The sequence below is a fragment of the Enterobacteriaceae endosymbiont of Plateumaris braccata genome (assembly GCF_012563325.1).
In the GTDB taxonomy this organism is placed as follows: Bacteria; Pseudomonadota; Gammaproteobacteria; order Enterobacterales; family Enterobacteriaceae.
The window spans coordinates 403916-424940 of sequence record NZ_CP046232.1; the positions used below are offsets into that span (position 1 = coordinate 403916).

Annotated in this window: 17 protein-coding genes and 1 tRNA gene; 2 read left to right on the plus strand and 16 right to left on the minus strand. The window is 21.1% G+C overall.

What is annotated here, in order from left to right:
• The first annotated feature begins 47 nt into the window (after positions 1–47).
• Positions 48–132 (plus strand) — tRNA-Ser (locus GJT80_RS01965).
• A gap of 73 nt (positions 133–205) precedes the next feature.
• On the plus strand, positions 206–763 hold the full coding sequence (locus GJT80_RS01970; RefSeq protein ID WP_168867700.1) for a DedA family protein: 558 nt from the start codon (positions 206–208) through the stop codon (positions 761–763).
• Between the two features lie 29 nt (positions 764–792).
• On the opposite strand, the gene GJT80_RS01975 is transcribed toward GJT80_RS01970, so the two are convergent.
• From GJT80_RS01975 to thrA, 16 genes are all read right to left on the minus strand, one after another.
• A complete protein-coding gene (locus tag GJT80_RS01975) occupies positions 793–2283 on the minus strand; it encodes an NADH-quinone oxidoreductase subunit N (RefSeq protein WP_168867701.1) in 1491 nt (496 codons plus the stop codon).
• Positions 2284–2332: 49 nt separating this feature from the next.
• Positions 2333–3841, minus strand: a complete 1509-nt coding sequence (nuoM, locus tag GJT80_RS01980; RefSeq protein ID WP_168867702.1) for an NADH-quinone oxidoreductase subunit M — start codon at positions 3839–3841, stop codon at positions 2333–2335.
• Positions 3842–3910: 69 nt separating this feature from the next.
• Positions 3911–5773, minus strand: a complete 1863-nt coding sequence (nuoL, locus tag GJT80_RS01985; RefSeq protein WP_168867703.1) for an NADH-quinone oxidoreductase subunit L — start codon at positions 5771–5773, stop codon at positions 3911–3913.
• Positions 5770–6072, minus strand: coding sequence for an NADH-quinone oxidoreductase subunit NuoK (gene nuoK, locus GJT80_RS01990; RefSeq protein ID WP_168867704.1), 303 nt, complete (start codon positions 6070–6072; stop codon positions 5770–5772). Before nuoK ends, nuoL begins: the two co-directional genes overlap by 4 nt.
• A 54-nt stretch (positions 6073–6126) precedes the next feature.
• Positions 6127–6624: an NADH-quinone oxidoreductase subunit J gene (locus GJT80_RS01995; RefSeq protein ID WP_168867705.1), complete on the minus strand. Its 498-nt coding sequence runs from the start codon at positions 6622–6624 to the stop codon at positions 6127–6129.
• 21 nt (positions 6625–6645) lie between these two features.
• Entirely contained in the window at positions 6646–7185 is a 540-nt protein-coding gene (nuoI, locus tag GJT80_RS02000; protein WP_168867706.1) for an NADH-quinone oxidoreductase subunit NuoI, read from the minus strand.
• A gap of 28 nt (positions 7186–7213) precedes the next feature.
• The gene (gene nuoH, locus GJT80_RS02005) at positions 7214–8182 is read right to left on the minus strand and encodes an NADH-quinone oxidoreductase subunit NuoH (protein WP_168867707.1); all 969 of its coding nucleotides are present in this window, start codon (positions 8180–8182) and stop codon (positions 7214–7216) included.
• Positions 8179–10908 (minus strand): NADH-quinone oxidoreductase subunit NuoG, encoded by a 2730-nt coding sequence (nuoG, locus tag GJT80_RS02010; RefSeq protein ID WP_168867708.1) that lies wholly within the window; start codon positions 10906–10908, stop codon positions 8179–8181. Before nuoG ends, nuoH begins: the two co-directional genes overlap by 4 nt.
• A 100-nt stretch (positions 10909–11008) precedes the next feature.
• On the minus strand, positions 11009–12292 hold the full coding sequence (gene nuoF, locus GJT80_RS02015; RefSeq protein ID WP_168867709.1) for an NADH-quinone oxidoreductase subunit NuoF: 1284 nt from the start codon (positions 12290–12292) through the stop codon (positions 11009–11011).
• Entirely contained in the window at positions 12273–12785 is a 513-nt protein-coding gene (gene nuoE, locus GJT80_RS02020) for an NADH-quinone oxidoreductase subunit NuoE (RefSeq protein WP_168867710.1), read from the minus strand. The genes nuoF and nuoE overlap by 20 nt, the downstream gene beginning before the upstream one ends.
• 8 nt (positions 12786–12793) lie before the next feature.
• The gene (gene nuoC, locus GJT80_RS02025; protein WP_168867711.1) at positions 12794–14623 is read right to left on the minus strand and encodes an NADH-quinone oxidoreductase subunit C/D; all 1830 of its coding nucleotides are present in this window, start codon (positions 14621–14623) and stop codon (positions 12794–12796) included.
• A 65-nt stretch (positions 14624–14688) separates the two neighbouring features.
• The gene (locus tag GJT80_RS02030) at positions 14689–15348 is read right to left on the minus strand and encodes a NuoB/complex I 20 kDa subunit family protein (RefSeq protein ID WP_168867712.1); all 660 of its coding nucleotides are present in this window, start codon (positions 15346–15348) and stop codon (positions 14689–14691) included.
• Positions 15349–15370: 22 nt separating this feature from the next.
• Entirely contained in the window at positions 15371–15769 is a 399-nt protein-coding gene (gene ndhC, locus GJT80_RS02035; protein WP_168867713.1) for an NADH-quinone oxidoreductase subunit A, read from the minus strand.
• Between the two features lie 313 nt (positions 15770–16082).
• Positions 16083–17378, minus strand: a complete 1296-nt coding sequence (gene thrC / locus GJT80_RS02040; protein ID WP_168867714.1) for a threonine synthase — start codon at positions 17376–17378, stop codon at positions 16083–16085.
• The gene (gene thrB / locus GJT80_RS02045; RefSeq protein WP_168867715.1) at positions 17375–18310 is read right to left on the minus strand and encodes a homoserine kinase; all 936 of its coding nucleotides are present in this window, start codon (positions 18308–18310) and stop codon (positions 17375–17377) included. Before thrB ends, thrC begins: the two co-directional genes overlap by 4 nt.
• A gap of 21 nt (positions 18311–18331) precedes the next feature.
• Positions 18332–20773, minus strand: a complete 2442-nt coding sequence (thrA, locus tag GJT80_RS02050; RefSeq protein WP_168867716.1) for a bifunctional aspartate kinase/homoserine dehydrogenase I — start codon at positions 20771–20773, stop codon at positions 18332–18334.
• Between the last annotated feature and the right edge of the window lie 252 nt (positions 20774–21025).

Here is a 21025-nt window from a genome sequence, read left to right on the forward strand (position 1 = left end):
ATTTTATTTATAAAATATTTAAATTAATATATCATTATATTATAATTGGTGAGATGGCCGAGTGGTTGAAGGCGCATGCCTGGAAAGCCTGTATATGAAAACATATCAGGGGTTCGAATCCCCTTCTCACCTTATATAAATTATTAAAATATTTATAGATGATTTTATAATTGTTTATTTATAATGATTATTATATAATTTTAAAATGTTTGATATAGACATTACTAAAATCATTAATCAATATGGTTATCTAATAATACTTATAGGATCTCTTATAGAAGGAGAAACATTTATTATTATTGGAGGTATTGCTATACATAAAGGATTATTAGTTTATCATTGGGTTATAATAATTTCTACATTAGGTGCTATTATAGGAGATCAATTTTTATTTTATATTGGAAAGAAATATAGTAATAAATTATTATTTTTTTTAAAAAAAAATGATTTTAAAATACATAAATATCAAAATTTAATTACAAATTATCCATATATATTTATTATTGTGGTTAGATTTATGTATGGTTTTAGATTAATTGGTCCAATAATTATTGGTATAACAAATATAACAACATTTAAATTTTTAATATTTAATATAATTGGTGCTATAATATGGTCTGTAATTTTTGTAAGTTTAGGTTTTATATTTGGAGATATTATTACTTCTTGGATTGGTGATATTAATAAAATTATAATATATGTATTATATATTTTAGTTTTTATATTTACAATTAAAATATTATATAAAATTATAAAAAAATGATAATTTAAAAAAAATTTAATAAATTATATTTATATTACAAATATAGATTTATTTACAATTTGTATTATAAATTCAGGATATACTCCTAATAAAATTGTTATTATTGTCAATAAAAATATTAAATATTTACTAATAAATGTTTTTTTTGTATGTAAATTATTTAGAAAACTTAATGTATATAATTTATTATATGGACGTAAATATAAATTAATAATAACACGTAAATAATAATATAAACCAACTATACTACTAAGTATAACTATGAATGCAAGATACCATAACTTCATTTTAACAACTAAAGATATTAAATAAAATTTAGAAATAAAACCTAGAGTTATTGGTATTCCAGCTAGAGATAGAAACATAACAGTCATAATAAATGATAAAACAGGATCATACCAAAATAATCCTCTATAAAAAAAAAGATGATCAAAATGTTTTCTATATTGTTGTTGTTTATTCAAATTAGAAATTATACTAATAACAGTAAATATACCTATATTATTTAATATATAACTAATACTGTATATTCCCATTGTTTCTAAAGATAATGATATATTATTTGGAAATATTATATTATATAATAAAATTATTAACATATATCCTAAATGGGCTATAGAAGAATATCCTAATAAACGTTTAATATTTTTTTGTGTAAGAGCTAAAAAATTTCCAAATATAATAGAAGTTATTGATATTAAAATTAATAAATTAAATAATAATAGTTTATTTGAAATTATATTAGTAAAATGAATTAATAATCTTACAAGAGATGTAAAAATAGCAATTTTACTAAATGTAGATAAAAACATTGTTACTATAGTAGGAGCACCTTGATAAATATCTGGAGTCCATAAATGGAAAGGTACTAATGATAATTTAAATCCAATACTCACCAAAATAAATACTAAACCAAGAATACTTATATTATTTATCATTGGATGAAATAAATGATGTTTGCTTATATATGTAAAGTTTAAATTACCATAATCAATAAAAATTAATGACATACCCAATATAAAAAAAGAAGATGCTATACTGGAAAGTATAGTATATTTAATACTGGCTTCTAGTGAATTTTTTAATTTTAAGTTATATCCAATTAATCCAAATACAGGTATAGATATTAATTCTATTCCTATTAACATAGAAATAAAATTATTTGTAATAGTTAAAACCATTCCACCAATAGTAGAAATAAGAATTAAAAGATAAAATTCATCTTTATGATAATCAAAGTTTGATAACCAAGGATATGCTATTATACAAGTAATAATACTAATTATTAATAATATTATAGTATAAAAATAAGAATAATTATCTACTATAAATAATGTATTATTAATTACATTGATATTATAATACATATTATAAAGTATAGATATTAAAGTACAAAATAAACCACTAATTGTTATTATTGAATGAATAAAATTATTACGTTTAATAGAAATACTTATAAGTATAAATATTATTGTTATTATAATAATAATTAAAGGTAATAGTATTATTAAATTGTTCATAAAATATATTTTATTTTTCCTTTTGTAGATCATTTATATGATAAATATATTAATTTAATATAATTTTATTATAAATATTATTAATTACATTATAAGAAATATTTAATATAGGCTGAGGATAAAAACCTAACATTAATAATAAAATTAATAAAGAAGTAATAATAAATATTTCTCTATAAACCATTTTTTTAAAAATAAATGATTTTTTTATTGGTCCATAAAAAATTTTTTGCATCATATTTAATGAATAAATACTTGCAAATATTAAACCAAAAGTAGCAATACTTGCATATATTGGATAATATTGAAAATTTCCTATAAGAATTAAAAATTCTCCTATAAAATTTCCAGTACCTGGTATTCCTAAACTTGCTAATGCAAAAAATAAGAAAAATCCTGGTAACCAATTTATATTACTCCAAAAACCACCCATTAAATTTATATTTCTTGTTTTTAAACGTTCATATATTTGTCCACAAATTATAAATTGTGCAGCAGCAGATATTCCATGTGATATCATTTGTATGATAACTCCTTGGTAAGCAATTTTATTATTACTATAAATACCAATAAGTACAAATCCCATATGAGATATGGAAGTATAAGCTATTATTCTTTTTATATCATTTTGAATAAATGCTAACCAAGATCCATAAAATATGCCTATAATACCTAATATTATAGCAATAGGTGCAAATTTTAAAGAAGCTAAAGGAAATAATGGTAAAGAAAATCTTAATAAACCATATGCTGCTGTTTTTAATAAAATACCTGCTAAATCTACAGAACCTGCAGTAGGAGCTTGACTATGAGCATCAGGTAACCATCCATGTAAAGGAATTACTGGTATTTTAACAGCAAAAGCAATAAAAAAACATAACATTAATAAAAATTCTAAACTAAATGATTTTGGAGTATGTAATAAATGATTATATTCAAAAGTCCATAATCCTGTTATTTCTTGATGTAAAAAAACTAATGTTAAAATACCAATTAACATTAATAAACCGCCAGCTTGTGTATAAATGAAAAATTTAGTAGCAGCTACTATACGGTTTTGACCTTTTATATTATTATGACCCCATAATGATATTAAAAAATACATGGGAATTAGCATAATTTCCCAACATAAAAAAAATAAAAACATATCAATAGCAAGAAATACACCTATAACACCACTTAAAATCCATAATAAGTTTAAATGAAAAAAACCATGTAGTTTTTTTGTTTCATTCCAAGAACATAAAACAGCCATTATACCTAATAATCCAGTTAAATTAATCATTATTATAGAAAGACCATCTGTAGCTAAATGGAAATTTATGCCAAATCTTGGAATCCAAGGTAATATAAATTCTGATATCCATACAGGATGAGATAAAGATAATTTATTATTTAAAAAATATGAATGAATAAATAATTCAATAATAGAAAATAAAAAAACTATACTAATAGAAAATAAAGAAATCCAACGAGGTAATTTATAATTTAATCGTTCACTTTGCCAACAAATTAAACCACCAATAAAAGGAATTAATATCAACCAAGGTAATAACATAATACTTCCTAAATATCTTAATAAAATTTAATAAAATTTAATAAAAAACATTAATTTAAAATTTTTATTTCATAATAAATAATATTTATTACTTAATATTATGATTAATAATAATATTATTATACCTAAACACATAAATGATATATACCAACGTATGTATCCGTTTTCACTAACTAATAAATATTGTTCTGTTTTTTGAGAAAATTTAATAAATATATTAACAATTTGAGTAATAGGATCATTTTTTATTAAAAATAATATTTTAAAAAAATTATTTACAAATAATTTTTTATATATTAAATCTAAATAACAACCATTTAAAAAAAAATTTTTTATAATACAAAAATTAATATTATTTTTTTTAGTTAATTTTAATAAATAATTACGATTTTTCCAAAATAATATAAAAGATATAAAACCAGTAATAGATATTACTGCTGATATTATTTCTAAAATAAAATATTTATTTGTATGTTTTATTATTGCATGATTAAAATATGAATATATACTTACTGGTAATAAATTTGTACCTATAAAACTAGACAATATAATTAATATAATTAATGGAATATTATGATTAAAAGTATTATTTTTAATAGGTATTATATTTGTGTGACCATAAAAAACAATATAAACCATACGAGTAGTATATAGTGATGTAATAAAAGCACCAACAAAACCTAATATGACTAAAATAAAATGATGGTTAATTAAAGCTTCATATAAAATTTGTCCTTTACTAAAACCACTAATACTAATAATTGGAAAAGAACATAAAGATAATCCTCCTAATAAAAAACAATAATATATAAAAGGAATATATTTTTTCATATTTCCCATTTTAAATATATTTTGTTCATGATTAGTAGAAATAATAATAGAAGCAACAGATAAAAATAATAATGCTTTAAAAAAAGAATGTGCTATTAAATGAAATAAAGAAGCTTCCCATGAATGTATACCCAATGCTAAAAACATATAACCAATTTGACTCATAGTAGAATATGCTAAAATACGTTTTATATCTTTTTGTGCTAAAGCCGATAATCCTGATATTAATAATGTTATTGTTCCAATAATACTTACAAATAATAAAATGTTATTTGTTAATGAAAATAAAATATTATTTCGTATAATAAGATAAACACCTGCTGTTACCATAGTAGCAGCATGAATTAGTGCAGAAACTGGAGTAGGACCAGCCATTGCATCTATTAACCAAGTATTAAATGGAAATTGTGCAGATTTACTAATTGCTCCTATTGTTAACATTAAAGTAGCAATATTTAATAAAAATGATGAATAGTAAAAATTAGATGAAGTAATTAAAAAAGATATTTCTTGAAAATTTACTGTTTTAAATAATTTAAATATTAAAAAAATCCCTATTGATAAAAAAACATCACCTAAGCGAGTAATTAAAAATGCTTTTATAGCAGAAAAACCATTTAAAGTATTTTTATAAAAAAAACCTATTAATAAATAAGAACAAACTCCTACACATTCCCATCCAAAAAACATGAGTATAAAATTATCAGCTAATATTAAAAGAATCATACTAGCCATAAATAAATTAGTATATGCAAAAAATCTTGAATAACCTTCATCATTTTTCATATACCATGATGCAAATATATGTATAAGTAAACCTACACCGGTAGTAACTGATAGCATTATTAATGAAAGTATATCTAAATATAAATTTAGATCAACATGAAAATTATTGATTCTTATAATTTGCCATAAAGACTCTTTATATACTAATAAATTATTTTTTAAAAAAAGTAAATTAATTACACATGTAATTATCGCAATAATACCTATAGAACCAACACCAATAATAGTAGATATTTTTTTATTCAAATTAGTAAATAAAGATAATATAAAAAAACTTATTAAAGGTATTAAAATAGTAAAATAAAGAAATTTCATCCATTCATCTCACTAATTGAATCAATATTAACAGTATTTTGATAATGATATAATTTTAATAATAAAACTAAACCTATACAGCTTTCGATAGCTGCAATAGTAATAGAGATTATATACATAATTTCTCCTTCTGTTTGTTTCCAACAGTTTCCTGAAATTATACAAGATAATGCTGCAGCATTTAACATTATTTCTACACATATTAAAATATACAACATATTTTGTCTAATAATTACACCTATTAATCCAATTACAAATATAATAATAGTTATTAATAATCCATAATATAAAGGAATCATATTTTTTTTCTTTTTAATTTTTAATTTATTAATATCTCAAAAAAGATTAAATATCTAATTTTTTTTATTTCCTATATGAAAAATGACGATTAGTCCTGCTAATAGCAATATTGATATTAATTCAACAATTATTTTATATTCTTTAAACATATTTTTTCCGATATTATTAATATCAATAATATTATTCAATATATATTTATTATTACATGGTTTTTTAATAAGAAAAATTAAAAAAGATAATAAAATTATTATTAATAAAATAGAACTAATTAATATTAGTGGTTTTTCTAATAATATTTTTTTTTCTTGAAAAGCTATTTTTTTATAATTTAATAACATTAATATAAATACAAATAATACAACTATTGCTCCTGCATAAATAATAATTTCTAAAGCTCCTGCAAAATAATCACCTAAAGTAAAAAATATACCAGATATAGAGATTAATGATATTAAAAAATATAATAATGTATACATAGGATGTATACTTATTACTGTACATAATGTAGAAATTATTGCTAATATTCCTAATATATAAAAAATCAATTCCATAGATAAAACCTTTTATTTATTTTATGGTAACAAACTTTTTACATCTACTTCAATATTATTTTTTTTATATTTTGAACAATTTTTTTTTATTGTAATTCCAGAAAAATTATAAAAATTATAATCAGGATATTTTCCTGTATTATTAATTAATAAATTTTCTTTTTCATATACCATATCTTGTCTCTTAAATTCACATAATTCGAAATCTGGTATTAATTGTATAGCATTAGTAGGACAAGCTTCTTCACAAAAACCACAAAATATACAACGAGATAAATTAATACGAAAAAATATAGGATATGATCTACCGTTTTTTTTTGTTGCTTTTTTTAAAGAAATACATCCTACTGGACATACTACTGCACATAAATTACATGCAACACAACGTTCATTATTATCATTATCTAATGATAATATTATTCTTCCACGATATCTTGGAGGTAAATATACTTTTTCTTCTGGATACATTATAGTTTCTCTTTTTTTAAACATATTTGTCCAGACTAAAAATATACTACGTATTTGACTAAATAATCCTATAATTAATTTTTTAAATTTCATTTTTATGTTTGTTTTAAAGTAAAATAACTTATATTACCATAATTAATGCAGTAAAAATTAGATTTATCAATGTTAATGGTAAACATATTAACCATCCAAAAGACATAACCTGATCATATCGAGGACGTGGTAAAGATGCTCTTATTAAAAAAAATAATACTATAAAAAACATTGTTTTTAAAAAAAACCATATAATAGGTGGTAAAATTGGTCCATACCAACCACCAAAAAATATTGTTGTGATTAAAGAAGAAATAATTATAATATTAATATATTCTCCTACAAAAAATAAACCAAATTTAATTCCTGAGTATTCAATATGATATCCATCAGAAAGTTCTTGTTCTGTTTCTGGCTGGTCAAAAGGATGTCTATGACATAATGCTATAGCAGCGATAAAAAATGTAATAAATCCAAAAAATTGAGGAATAATATTCCAGCAATGATATTGTTTATATACAATATCATTTAAATTAAACGATCCTGTTTGACATATAACACCCATTAATGACAAACCTAAAAAAACTTCATAACTTAAAATTTGTGCAATTCCTCTAATTGAACCTAATAAAGCATATTTATTATTACTTGACCATCCTGCAAATAAAATAGAATAAACTGAAATACTAGACATCATTAGAAAAAATAGAATACCAATAGTTAAATCAGATATTATTAGTGTCGAAGTAATAGGTATTATTGCAAATATAGATAATAATGAATTAAAAGCAATAATAGGAGCAATATTAAAAAAAAATTTATTTGTAAAAGTTGGTATTATATCTTCTTTAAAAATAATTTTTATCATATCTGCTAATAATTGTAAAGATCCAAACCATCCCACTCTATTCGGACCATAACGATTTTGAAATAATGCTAATATACGACGTTCTATAAAACTTAAATAAGCACCACTAATTATTAAAATTATTAATATGAATAAAGATTTCACAATTATTAATAAATTATTTATATTTAAAAATAAGTATAAATTCATTTTATTACCTTTAATTTTTCAATAGTTTTTCCTAAAAATACTAAAGGTATTCCTGGTATACCTAAAGGTAATCCAATTAATCCTTGATGTAAATTTTTTGAAATACGTAATGGTAAATGAATTTTATTATTTAAACAAAATATTTCTATTATACAATTATAAAAATTTTCTTGAATTCCTAAATTTATTGCATCTAAATTATTTATAATTATATATTGATGATAAAAATATTTTTTTATTAATTTTGATTTTTGTATTAAACTATCACTATAAAATAAACTATAATAAGGAACAATAGTAAATTTTTTAAAATGTAAGGATTTTTTAAAATCATATTTAAACATATCTAATGGTTTTTTATTATATTTATTTAAAATTTTTATTCCTGTAGGACCATATTTAGATGAAATTCCTATTTCTTTTTGAAATTTATTTAAAGATTGTAAAGAATTCCATCCTGAATGCCATAAAAATGGTAAATGAGAACATTTAATATTAGAATCATAGTTACCTTCCATAGAAAAATTAAAAATAGTATCTTTATCTTCTAATTGTTTTTGCTCATGTATATTAATATTAGATAACATTGACGATCTTCCACTATAACGAATAGGAGATCTTGCAAATTTTCTATTAAAAATCTTATAATTAGCTTTTGGAGCTGCTTGACTAATTCCATTAAGTATAGGTATTTTAACTTCACAATTTTTTATTATTTTGTCTAAATTAATGTTATTTGATTTTTTGTTATTAATTTTAGATTTTAATTCGGATAACCATTTCCAACTAGCTTTAACTTGAATTTTTTTATTATAAAATATAGGATTATAAGCTTGAAAAAATCTTTGTGCTCTAGATTCATTATTAATAACAGTACCACTACTTTCAAAAAAACTAGCTGATGGTAAAATTATATTTGCTTTTTTCATTGTATCTGTATATTGATGATCTATAACAATAATATTAGATATATTTTTAAATATATTATTTAATTTATTTTTTTCTTCTTGAAAATATAAATCATTTTCCATAACAATTAATGTATCTATTTTAGATAAATTTGTATTAAAAATTTCTTCTAAAGATTTACCATTAATTATTCCAATACCCATACTATTTACTGTATTTAACACAAAAAATAATCCTGCATGTTTTTCATAAATATTTAAAGATTTAACTATATTATATGCTGCAGAAATTAATTCTAATGAACCAGAATTAGTACCTGAAATAATTAAAGGTTTTTTTGCTTTTAATAATATTTGTGCTATTTTTTTTATTTGTTGTAATAAATTATTATCAGTAATAAAAATTTCAGATGATGTGTTTTGAATATAATTAGATAAGATAAAACCAAAATTAACTTGATTTTCAATTGGAGCGTAATAATTCCAACTAGAAATATCATCTAAAGATGTATTATCTATATTTGTTATAAATAATGGATTTTTAAATTTATTATTTAAGTTTAAAATAGCATTATTATTCCAATATGGAATATTATTATTAAATACATTAGACAAATTTTTTTTAATAGCCTGTCTTATTGATAAAGCTAATCTAGGACTAGTTATACTAATATCTTCACCTAAAATTAAAATTGCATCATAATTTTCTATTTCAGTAAGAGTAGGACAATATATATTTTTACTTTGTAAAATTTTTATAATTAAATCAATCTGTAATTTTTCTTGATTTAAAATTCCAATAGAAAAATTTTCTTCTCCAACTAAATCTTTTAAAGCAAAATTACTTTCTATGCTTGCTCTAGGTGAGCCAATTCCAATAATTTTTTTTGATTTTTTTATTAAATTAATAATTTTTTCTATTGCTTCTGAATGTTCTAAAAAAGTATTTTGATTATTAATTTTTTGAGTAATTTTTAATGGTCTATTATTAGAATTTACATAACCAGAACCAAAACGTCCACGATCACAGATAAAGTAATGATTTATTTCTTCATGAAATCTATTTTCTATACTAGATAAATATCCATAACGTTCTCCAACTGTAATATTACAACCTAAAGAACAGTTTTGACAAATACTAGGGGCATACTGCATATCCCATTTACGAGAAAAATGTTCAGAATAAGTTTTATCTGTAAATACTCCTGTAGGACATATTTCTACTAAATTACCTGAACATTCATTTTCTAATATTCCATCAGTTATTCTTCCAAAATAAAGATTATTATTAGCACCAAAAACATTAAAATCTTTTCCATCTGCATAGTCTTTATAAAATCTTACACAACGATAACACTTAATACAACGGTTCATTGTATGTGATATAAAAGGACCTAAATTTTGATTTTTATATTGTTTTTTAGTAAAATTATATCTACGATGAACATGACCAGCCATTACTGTCATATCTTGTAAATGACAACTACCACCAGCATCACAAATAGGACAATCATGAGGATGATTAATCATTAATAATTCAATTATATTTTTACGAAAATTTTTTATTTCTATATCATTTATAGAAATATATAAATTTTCAGTAGGTGAAGACATACAGGACATTATAACATGTCCTGTTAATTTCTTACAATTATCATATTTTTTTATAGCACATAAACGACATGATCCTACACTACCAAGAATAGGATGCCAACAGAAATATGGTAAATCAAAACCTAAAGACAAACATATTTTTAATATGTTATCTTTATTATTAACTTTATAAAATTGCCCATCTATATTAATAATTGTAGTCATAATAAATATATTCCAGTAAGTTATTATAATAAAAATTTTATTATTTATTTAATATTTTTATATATAAATTTATAATATAAAGATTTATATAATTTTATATTTACTGCGATATTCCTAGTTCAAACTCATTTAAAAAATATTTTAATGCACTACTTAATGGTTCTATAGCTCCAATAGGAAGAGCACAAAAAGATTTTCCTTCTATTAATTGAGTACTAATTTCTTTTAATAATTTTATATCTTTAATATGACCTTTTTTCTTTTCTAATTTATCTAATATTTTTACAATCCATGGTAATCCTTCACGACATGGCGTACAAAAACCACAAGATTCTCTTGCAAAAAATATTTCTAAATTTTTTACTAAAGATATCATATTAATATTATTGTCAATAGCCATAGATAATCCAGTACCTAATCTACTGCCTACTTTTTGTAAACTAATAAAATCCATAGGTGTATCTAAATATTTTTCAGTTAAAAATCCTGTTCCTGCACCTCCAGTTTGCCAAGCTTTTAATTTTAATCCATTTTTCATGCCTCTAGCATATTTTTCTAAGACTTCACGAGCACTAGTACCAAATGGTAATTCCCATACTCCAGGATTTTTAACATTTCCAGAAAAACCTAACATTTTGGTCCCATTATCATATTTACTTTTAGAAATATTTTTATACCAGTTTGAACCATTTATTAATATACTAGATATATTAAATAGAGTTTCAACATTATTAATACATGTAGGTTTACCCCATAATCCAATAGAAGAAGGAAAAGGAGGTTTAAATCTAGGATTCGCTCTTTTACCTTCTAGTGAATTAATTAATGCTGTTTCTTCACCACAAATATATCTTCCAGCTCCTATATGCATATATAATTCAAAATTAAATTCTGTATTTAAGATATTTTTTCCTAAAAACCCTAATGTATAAGCTTCTTGAATTGCTGTAGTTAAAATTTTAGCACATGTTATATATTCTCCTCTTAAAAAAATATAACCTTGATTAGCTTGTATCGCAAAAGCACTAATAATTATACCTTCTATTAATTGATGTGGAATATGTTCTATTAAAAAACGATCTTTGTAAGTTCCAGGTTCCATTTCATCTGCATTACATAATAAATATCGAATTTCAGTCTTTTCTCTTTTTTGTGGCATTAAACTCCATTTTAACCCAGTAGAAAAACCTGCACCTCCTCTGCCTTTTAACTTTGAATTTTTAATTAAATTAATAACTTCTTCTGGAATCATATTCTTTAATGTTTTATTTAAACCAATATAACCATTTTTTTGAATATATTCTTTTAAAAAAACTGGTTTATTATCATGTCTCATACGCCATGTTAATGGATAGTTTTCTTCATTAAGATTTAATTTTTTCATTAATATATTTATCCAAAATTTGATTGATATCATTTTTTGACACTGAAGTATAAATTTGATTATTAATCATAATACTAGGACTTTTATCACATAAACCTAAACAACATATAGGTAACAAAGTAAATAAACCATTATTAGTTGTTTCACCAGGAATAATTTGCAATTTATCTTTTATTATTTTTAAAATTTTTTCATATCCTGTTATATAACATACAACACTATCACAATATTTAATAACATATTTTCCTACTGGACATCTAAAAATTTGACTATAAAATGTTGCAATACTATCAATTTCAGCTGGTGAAATATTTAATAAATTAGCAACAATATAAATAATATCATCAGATATCCAACCATATTTTTTTTGTAAATATATTAAGACTTCAATAGAAGCTGCATGATTATATTCGTAATGAGATTTTATTTTATTGATTATTTTTAAATCTGTTTTATTTAATATATATTTTTTTTCATTAATTATTTTATTCATAGTTTATATTAACGATCAACATCAGACATAACAAAATCAATACTACCTAGATATGTAATTAAATCAGATATTAAACTACCTCTAATAACTGAAGGTATTTGTTGTAAATGAGCAAAACTTGGTGTTCTTATTCTTGTACGATAACTAGTGGTATTACCATCACTAATTAAATAATAGCTATTAATACCTTTTGTTGCTTCTATCATTTGAAATGATTCATTAGGAGGCATTATGGGTCCCCAAGAAACCTGTAAAAAATGAGTAATAAGTGTTTCAATATTTTTTAGTGTTTTTTCTTTTGGTGGGGGTGTTGTTAAAGGATGATCTACTTTAAACGGTCCGGAAGGCATATTATTTAAACATTGTTTTAAAATATTTAAACTTTGCCATATTTCTTCCAATTTTAACATAACTCTAGAATAACAATCACTTATATTATTACCTATTGGAATTTCAAAATCAAAATTTTCATAACCAGAATAAGGTCTCCATTTACGTACATCAAAATTTAAACCAGTAGCTCTTAACCCAGCTCCTGTAATACCCCATTGTATAGCTTCTTTTTGTGAATATGATGCTACATTTTTGGATCGAGATATTAAAATACTATTTTCTAAAGCTGTTTTTTTATAAATTTGTAATCTGATAGGTAACCATTTTAATATTTTTTTTAATAATATATTCCATCCTTTTGGTAAATCATTTGCTAATCCACCTATTCTAAACCATGCAGGATGCATTCTAGCACCTGTAATAGCTTCAATTATATCATATATTTTTTGTCGATCAGTAAATGCAAGAAATACAGGAGTCATAGCACCAACATCTTGAATAAAAGTAGATAAATATAATAAATGACTATTAATTCGAAATAATTCCGATAACATAATTCTAATAACTTTAATTCTATCTGAAACAATAATGTTTGCTAATTTTTCTATTGCAAGAATATAAGGCATTTCATTTATACAACCGCCTAAATATTCAATACGATCTGTATATGGAATATAAGTATGCCAAGTTTGTCTTTCAGCTATTTTTTCTGCACCTCTATGATGATATCCTATATCAGGTATACAATCTATGATTTCTTCACCATTTAATTGTAAAATTATTCTAAAAGCTCCATGTACAGAAGGATGGTTTGGTCCTAAATTTAAAAACATATAATCATAGTTTTTATTATTAACTTTTATTCCCCATTCTTCTGGATGAAATTTTGTATTTTCAATATCTATTTTATATTTATTTTTAGATAAAGAATAAAATTCATTTTCAGTCGCTCTTGAAGGAAAATCTTTACGTAAAGGATAACCACTATTCCAATTATATGGTAAAAGGATATGAGATAAATGAGGATGATTAATAAAATTAATTCCAAACATTTCCCATATTTCTCTTTCATACCAATTAGCATTAACAAAATATTTTGTTATGCTATCAATAGATAAATCATTTTTTATTAATGGAACTTTAATTATTATATCAATATTTCTATTAATTGAAATTAAATGATAAAATAAAGAAAAATCCATTTTTAATATTAAATTAAATTTATTGTGATGTAGTCTTTCATCTACACCATGAATATCATATAACATATTATATGGATTATGAATTTTAGATAAAAATTTTATAAAATATATTAATTTTTTTTTTTTTATCCAAATTACTAATGGCATATTTATATTTTTATTATTTTGTATTAAAAAATTTTTTGTTCCAAAATAATCATTTAATTTTTTAAGTATTGAATCATTTAAATTATTAATTAAAGATTCAGAATAAATATTATTTATTGATATTTTTTTTTCTGAATTATTGTTCAAATTATTCATAAATATTCCATTTATTATTTAAATAATAACAAAATTACTAATTTAATAAATAATAAATAAATTAATTAAATTTCTTCAGGAGAACGTAATTTTACATTTTTTTCAAATTTTATTTTTGATGATATTTTAGGTTTATATATTCCTTGATCACCCATTATCCAAGATAATGGACGTCTTTCTTTATCAATGGATTTTTGTAATAATAATAAAGCTTGAATATATGCTTCCGGTCTAGGCGGACAACCTGGAATATAAACATCAACCGGTAAAAATTTATCTACTCCTTGAACTACGGAATATATATCATACATTCCTCCAGAGTTAGCACATGCTCCCATAGAAATTACCCATTTAGGTTCTAACATTTGATCATATAATCTTTGTATAATAGGTGCCATTTTAAGAAAACATGTGCCAGCTATAACCATAAAATCAGCTTGTCTAGGAGATGATCTTAAAACTTCTGATCCAAATCGAGATATATCATTAATAGATGTAAATGATGTAGTCATCTCAACATAACAACAAGAAAGACCAAAATTATATGGCCATAAAGAATTTTTTCTACCCCAATTGATAATTTTATGAGTAATTTTTTTTAAATTTCCTAAAAATATATTTTGATTAATTTGATTTTCAATTGGATCATCATTAATATTTTTTCGTTCTTCTAATGGATATGTTTTTTTATTATTAATATTTGTTTTAGTAAGAATATATTTCATATAGATGATATCTATTTTATTTTTAATAAAAAATTAAAAATGTTTTTTTAGATTTCCAATTTAAAGCATTTATTTTAAATAAATAAAATAAACTAATTAAAATTGTTATTATAAATAATAATCCTTCTATAAATCCTTCTAATTTAATTTCTTTAATAGAAAGAGACCATATATATAAATATAATGCTTCAATATCAAAAATCACAAAAAACATAGCTATTAAATAAAATTTAATAAAAATTTTTATTTGAGAATTACCAAAAGAACAAGCACCAGATTCAAAAGGTATGTTTTTATCTATACCATAAGAACGACCTCCTAAAAAATGTGATACTAACATAACAGTACAGCTGATTATAACAGCAAATATTTGAAATATACAAAAAGATAAGTTATTAATATAATGATTCGTAATAATCATAATTTATAATTTATATATTAAAGTTAATCCATTGATAATATATTATATAAACACAATATGTAAATAAATTAATTATTTATATAATAAATAATTACTAAATAAATATAATTTTTTATTAAAAATGTAAAAATAATCAATTTATTAAATATAATTTTTTATTAAAAATGTAAAAATAATCAATTTATTAAATATAATTTTTTATTAAAAATGTAAAAATAATCAATTTATTAAATATAATTTTTTATTAAAAATGTAAAAATAATCAATTTATTAAATATAATTTTTTATTAAAAATGTAAAAATAATCAATTTATTAAATATAATTTTTTATTAAAAAATTTTTAAAATAAGTAAAATTATTTGGAAAATTATAAGATAAATTTTCTTTTTTCATATAATTAGTTAATACAATTGGTAATTGTATTGTTATTTTTAAAATTTTATTTATATAATTTTGAAATTTTGCTGGATGTGCAGTGCCTAAAAAAATTCCAAATTCTTTTTCATGTTTTATTTTTGAATATAAAGCATAATATGCTATTGCAGAATGTGGTTCTGTAATATATTCATATTGATGATATAGTTTTATTATAGATTGTTCAGTAATACAATCTGATATTGATTGAGATGACAATTTATTTAAATCCCAATTATTTATTTGAAATAATTCTAATATACGTGGCCAATTATTAGGATTACTTACATCCATAGCATTAGATAATGTCGTAATAGTTTTTTTAGGTTTCCAAATACCACTTTTAAGATATCTTAAAACTGTATCATTAGAATTAGTAGCTGCTATAAATTTTTTTACAGGTAAACCCATTGATTTGGATATCAATCCAGCAGTTAAATTACCAAAATTACCGCAAGGTATAGAAATAATAACGTTATTTCTATTTTTTTTTGAAATTTGAGCAAAAGCTTCAAAATAATAACATATTTGAGCTATTAATCTGCTGATATTAATCGAATTTGCAGAGTTAAGAATAACTTTATTTCTTAAATAAGTATCTTCAAAAGATTGCTTAACTAATTTTTGACAATCATCAAAATTACCTTGAACAGCAATTGTTTTAATATTTTTACCTAAAGTACAAAATAATTTTTCTTGTAAAATAGAAATTTTATTTTTAGGATATAAAATTATAACTTCAATATTATTGATATTATAAAAAGCATGAGCAACAGCAGCTCCGGTATCACCAGATGTAGCTGTTAAAATAATGATTTTTTTTTGTTTAGTAAAATAATTTAATATTTGTGACATAAAACGAACACCAAAATCTTTAAAAGATAAAGTTGGTCCGTGAAATAATTCTAAACAAAAAATGTTATCCTTAATGTTAACTAATTTTAAAGGAAAATTAAATGCTTTATTTACAATTTTTATTAAATCTTTTGAAGAAATTTCATCTTTGATAAATAAAGATAGTAAATAACTACTACGATTGATAAAATCCATATCTAATATTTCATTAATATTTTTTAAATGAATTTTAGGTATAAAACTAGGAAAAAATAATCCTTGATTTTTTCCTAATCCTATTTTTAATGCTTGTTTAAAACTTATTATTTCTTTATGATTATTTATGTTATAAAATTTCATTTTTTCTCCATTATTTGTGTGCCTTTTTTATTAACTACACAAATATACACAAAACCTTTTTGATTTTTTAAATAATTTATTTTTAACCACTTAACCATACTTTTTGCAATATTTAAATTATTAAATATAGTAAATAGAGTTGGTCCTGATCCTGCAATACCATAACTTAAAGCTCCTAATTTTTTAGAAATTTTACGAATTTTTTCAAAATGAGGTAATAGAGATTTTCTATATGGTTCAGCAATAAAATCTTTCATTAGTTTTGCTGCAAGTAATTCTTGCTTAGTATGACTTGCATGTATAAATCCTGCTAAATATTGACTTTGTTTTATACAAATATTTTTTTTATAACAATTAGGAAGTATTTTTCTAGAATTATAAGTTGAAAGTTTTATTCCAGGATATGTAATAACCCAAAACCAATTATCAAATACTGGTATATCTTGAATAATTAAATTATCTGTTATTAATATTAATTTAATCCCACCTAAGTAACAAGGTGCAACATTATCATAATGTATATTTCCGGATAATGATTGTTCTAACTCTCCCATTAAAACTAGTAATTCATTATCATTTAAAGGATTATTAAGAAATAAATTCATAGCTTTTAAAAAAGCTACTATAGAACAAGAACTTGAACCTAAACCTGAAGCTACAGGTACATTTTTTTCTAAAATAATTTTTAATGGTACTGTTTTACCTATTTTATCACAAAATTTTGACCAACAATGAAAAATAATATTTTTATAAAAATTTTTGGGTAAATCGTTTAAAAAATATCCTTTATTTATTAATATAAATTTTTTAGATGATGTAATAGATACATAATCACCTAAAATGCCTCCATCTAATCTAGATAATGCTATACCTAATGAATCAAATCCAACATTTATATTTCCAATAGAAGCAGGAGCATAGATTTTTATCATTACTTCAAATTCCTATTTTTATTAAATAATAGTACGTAATAAATCAGCAAATACTCCTGAAGCAGTAACTTTATTTCCAGCTCCATAACCTCTTAATACTAAAGGTATTGGTTGATAATACTTACTATAAAAAGCTAAAGCATTTTCACCATTTTTAATTTCAAACAAAGGATTTTTTTTATCTATTTGTAAAATTTGTACTTTACAAATACCATATTTATTTATACTTCCTATAAAACGAAGAACTTTATTTTCTTTTTTAGCATTTTGTATTTTTTTATCAAAATGTGAATCTAATTCTGGCAATAAAGACATAAATTCTTTAACTGAATTTAAATTATTAAATTTATTAGGAATAATTGATTCTATTTGAATATCATTTAATTCTAAATCATAACCAATTTCTCTAGCTAAAATAAGAAGTTTCCTAGCAACATCTATACCTGATAAATCAATTCGTGGATCAGGTTCTGTAAAACCCATTTTTTTTGCCATATATGTAGCTTTAGATAAAGATATTCCTTCTTCTAATTTACCAAAAATAAATGAAAGAGATCCAGATAATATTCCTGTAAAATTAATTAATTTATCACCTGTATTTATTAAATTTTGCAAATTAAAAATTACAGGTAAACCAGCACCTACATTAGTTTCATAAAAAAATTTACAATTATTTTTTTTTGCTGTTATACGTAAATCTTTATAATATTTTAAAGATGATGTATTAGCTTTCTTATTAGTAGCTATTACATGAAAACCATTATTAAAAAAATTAATATATTGATAAGCTATTTTTTGTGAAGAAGTACAATCTATAATAACAGGATTAATAAATTTATATTGTTTAATATTAGAAATAAAATTTTCTATTGTATAATTATTATAATTATTTTTAATTTGTGAAAACCAATTATTTAAATTAATACCATTAATATTTATTAAAGAAGATTTAGAATTAAAAATCCCACAAATTTTAATATTAATAGATTTATTTTTTAATAATTTTTGTTGATTATTTATTTGTTCTAATAATGTACTTCCAATCCCTCCAATACCTATAACAAATACTTCAATTACCTTTTCTTTATAAAATAATAATTGATGCGCTATTTTCATAATGTCATCTACATAATTATTTTTTATCACTATAGAAATAGAATTTTGTAAAAAATTTTGTGAAATAGCTAAAATATTAATTTTTGTAATTTTAAATACATGTAAAAATTTTGTTATTATATTAATATAATTATTTATTTTATCACCTACTAAAGAAATAATAGATAATTTTTCTAGAATATATAAAGGATTAATTAATTTATTTTTAAATTCTAAACCAAAATTATTTTCTAGTAATATTTTAAAATAATTTGCTTGTTTTTTAAAAACATAAAAATATAAACCATGTTTAGAAGATGAATGAATCATTAATAAAATTATTATTTTTGATTTAAAGATAATATCCAACATTTTTGGTATTATATATTGTATTGTTTTAATTTTATTACTAGAAACATAAAACATTACTACGTTTTTTTGTTTAGTAATACTTTTTATCAATGGAGAATTATTATTTTCACTTATAAGTGTTCCTGGAGATTGTGGATTCATTGTATTTTTTATTATACATTGTATTTTATATTTAGATATAGGAGAAATCATATTATAATGAATTACTTTTGCTCCTAAGTAAGATAATATTGTTGCTTCATTATAGGATATAAATGGTAATAATTTAGCTTTTGTTATAAGATTAGGATCTGCTGTATAGATACCATCTACATCAGTCCAAATTTCACAATGTTTTACATTTAAACAAGCTGCTAAAGCAGATGCTGAGTAATCTGAACCATTACGACCTAATAAAACTAATTCATTATTTTTATTAGAAGCAGTAAAACCGGCCATTAAAATAATGTCAATATTTAATAAATTAATATTTTTTATTTTTTGAGAAGAAATATTTATATTAATTTTAGATTCTAAATAATCTCCTGTAGCGAATAAATATTTTTTTGGATCTAGAATATAAACATTATATTTTTTAGAAACTAATAATTCTTGCATGAAAATAACAGAAAATTTTTCTCCTTGTGCTAATATTTTAGCATAAATCATATCAGGACAAAAATTTAATAAACTAATACCATTTAATAAATTTTCTAATAATAAAAAAATAATATTTATTTTATTTTTAATATTACTAATATTTAAATTTTCTTCTTTAGAAGAAAGATCTTGAATTAAATTTAAAAAAAAGTTTTTTATTTTTATAAAATCTATTTGAAAATTTTCATTTTTTATAGCTTTTTTTATTATTAATATCAAATAATTTGTAATAGTTGAAGATGCAGATAATACTATAGCTAATTTTTCTTTTTTTGAATAATTAGAAATAATATTTACTACCATTAAAAATTTTTTTGCATTTGATAATGATGTTCCACCAAATTTTAATACTCGCATTTTATCTAACCTACCTTTAATAATACTAAATATTTTAAATATTAAAAAATATTTTTAAAATAATATTTATTATTAATAATTATTTATCCTTAAATAATAATAAATGCAATAAATATGAATAAATAATTTTAATTATTATTGATATTTAATAATTATTTAAATTTTATATATGAATATTTAATTAAAAATTTATTAATTAAATTAATTATTAATAACTTAAATTTTTATATAAGAAATTTTTTCTTAAGATAA

Coding starts and splice junctions, on each gene's coding strand:
- GJT80_RS01970 (WP_168867700.1), top strand. CDS start 206: ATGTTTGATATAGACATTACTAAAATCATTAATCAATATGGTTATCTA.
- GJT80_RS01975 (WP_168867701.1), bottom strand. CDS start 2,283: ATGAACAATTTAATAATACTATTACCTTTAATTATTATTATAATAACA.
- nuoM (WP_168867702.1), bottom strand. CDS start 3,841: ATGTTATTACCTTGGTTGATATTAATTCCTTTTATTGGTGGTTTAATT.
- nuoL (WP_168867703.1), bottom strand. CDS start 5,773: ATGAAATTTCTTTATTTTACTATTTTAATACCTTTAATAAGTTTTTTT.
- nuoK (WP_168867704.1), bottom strand. CDS start 6,072: ATGATTCCTTTATATTATGGATTATTAATAACTATTATTATATTTGTA.
- GJT80_RS01995 (WP_168867705.1), bottom strand. CDS start 6,624: ATGGAATTGATTTTTTATATATTAGGAATATTAGCAATAATTTCTACA.
- nuoI (WP_168867706.1), bottom strand. CDS start 7,185: ATGAAATTTAAAAAATTAATTATAGGATTATTTAGTCAAATACGTAGT.
- nuoH (WP_168867707.1), bottom strand. CDS start 8,182: ATGAATTTATACTTATTTTTAAATATAAATAATTTATTAATAATTGTG.
- nuoG (WP_168867708.1), bottom strand. CDS start 10,908: ATGACTACAATTATTAATATAGATGGGCAATTTTATAAAGTTAATAAT.
- nuoF (WP_168867709.1), bottom strand. CDS start 12,292: ATGAAAAAATTAAATCTTAATGAAGAAAACTATCCATTAACATGGCGT.
- nuoE (WP_168867710.1), bottom strand. CDS start 12,785: ATGAATAAAATAATTAATGAAAAAAAATATATATTAAATAAAACAGAT.
- nuoC (WP_168867711.1), bottom strand. CDS start 14,623: ATGAATAATTTGAACAATAATTCAGAAAAAAAAATATCAATAAATAAT.
- GJT80_RS02030 (WP_168867712.1), bottom strand. CDS start 15,348: ATGAAATATATTCTTACTAAAACAAATATTAATAATAAAAAAACATAT.
- ndhC (WP_168867713.1), bottom strand. CDS start 15,769: ATGATTATTACGAATCATTATATTAATAACTTATCTTTTTGTATATTT.
- thrC (WP_168867714.1), bottom strand. CDS start 17,378: ATGAAATTTTATAACATAAATAATCATAAAGAAATAATAAGTTTTAAA.
- thrB (WP_168867715.1), bottom strand. CDS start 18,310: ATGATAAAAATCTATGCTCCTGCTTCTATTGGAAATATAAATGTTGGA.
- thrA (WP_168867716.1), bottom strand. CDS start 20,773: ATGCGAGTATTAAAATTTGGTGGAACATCATTATCAAATGCAAAAAAA.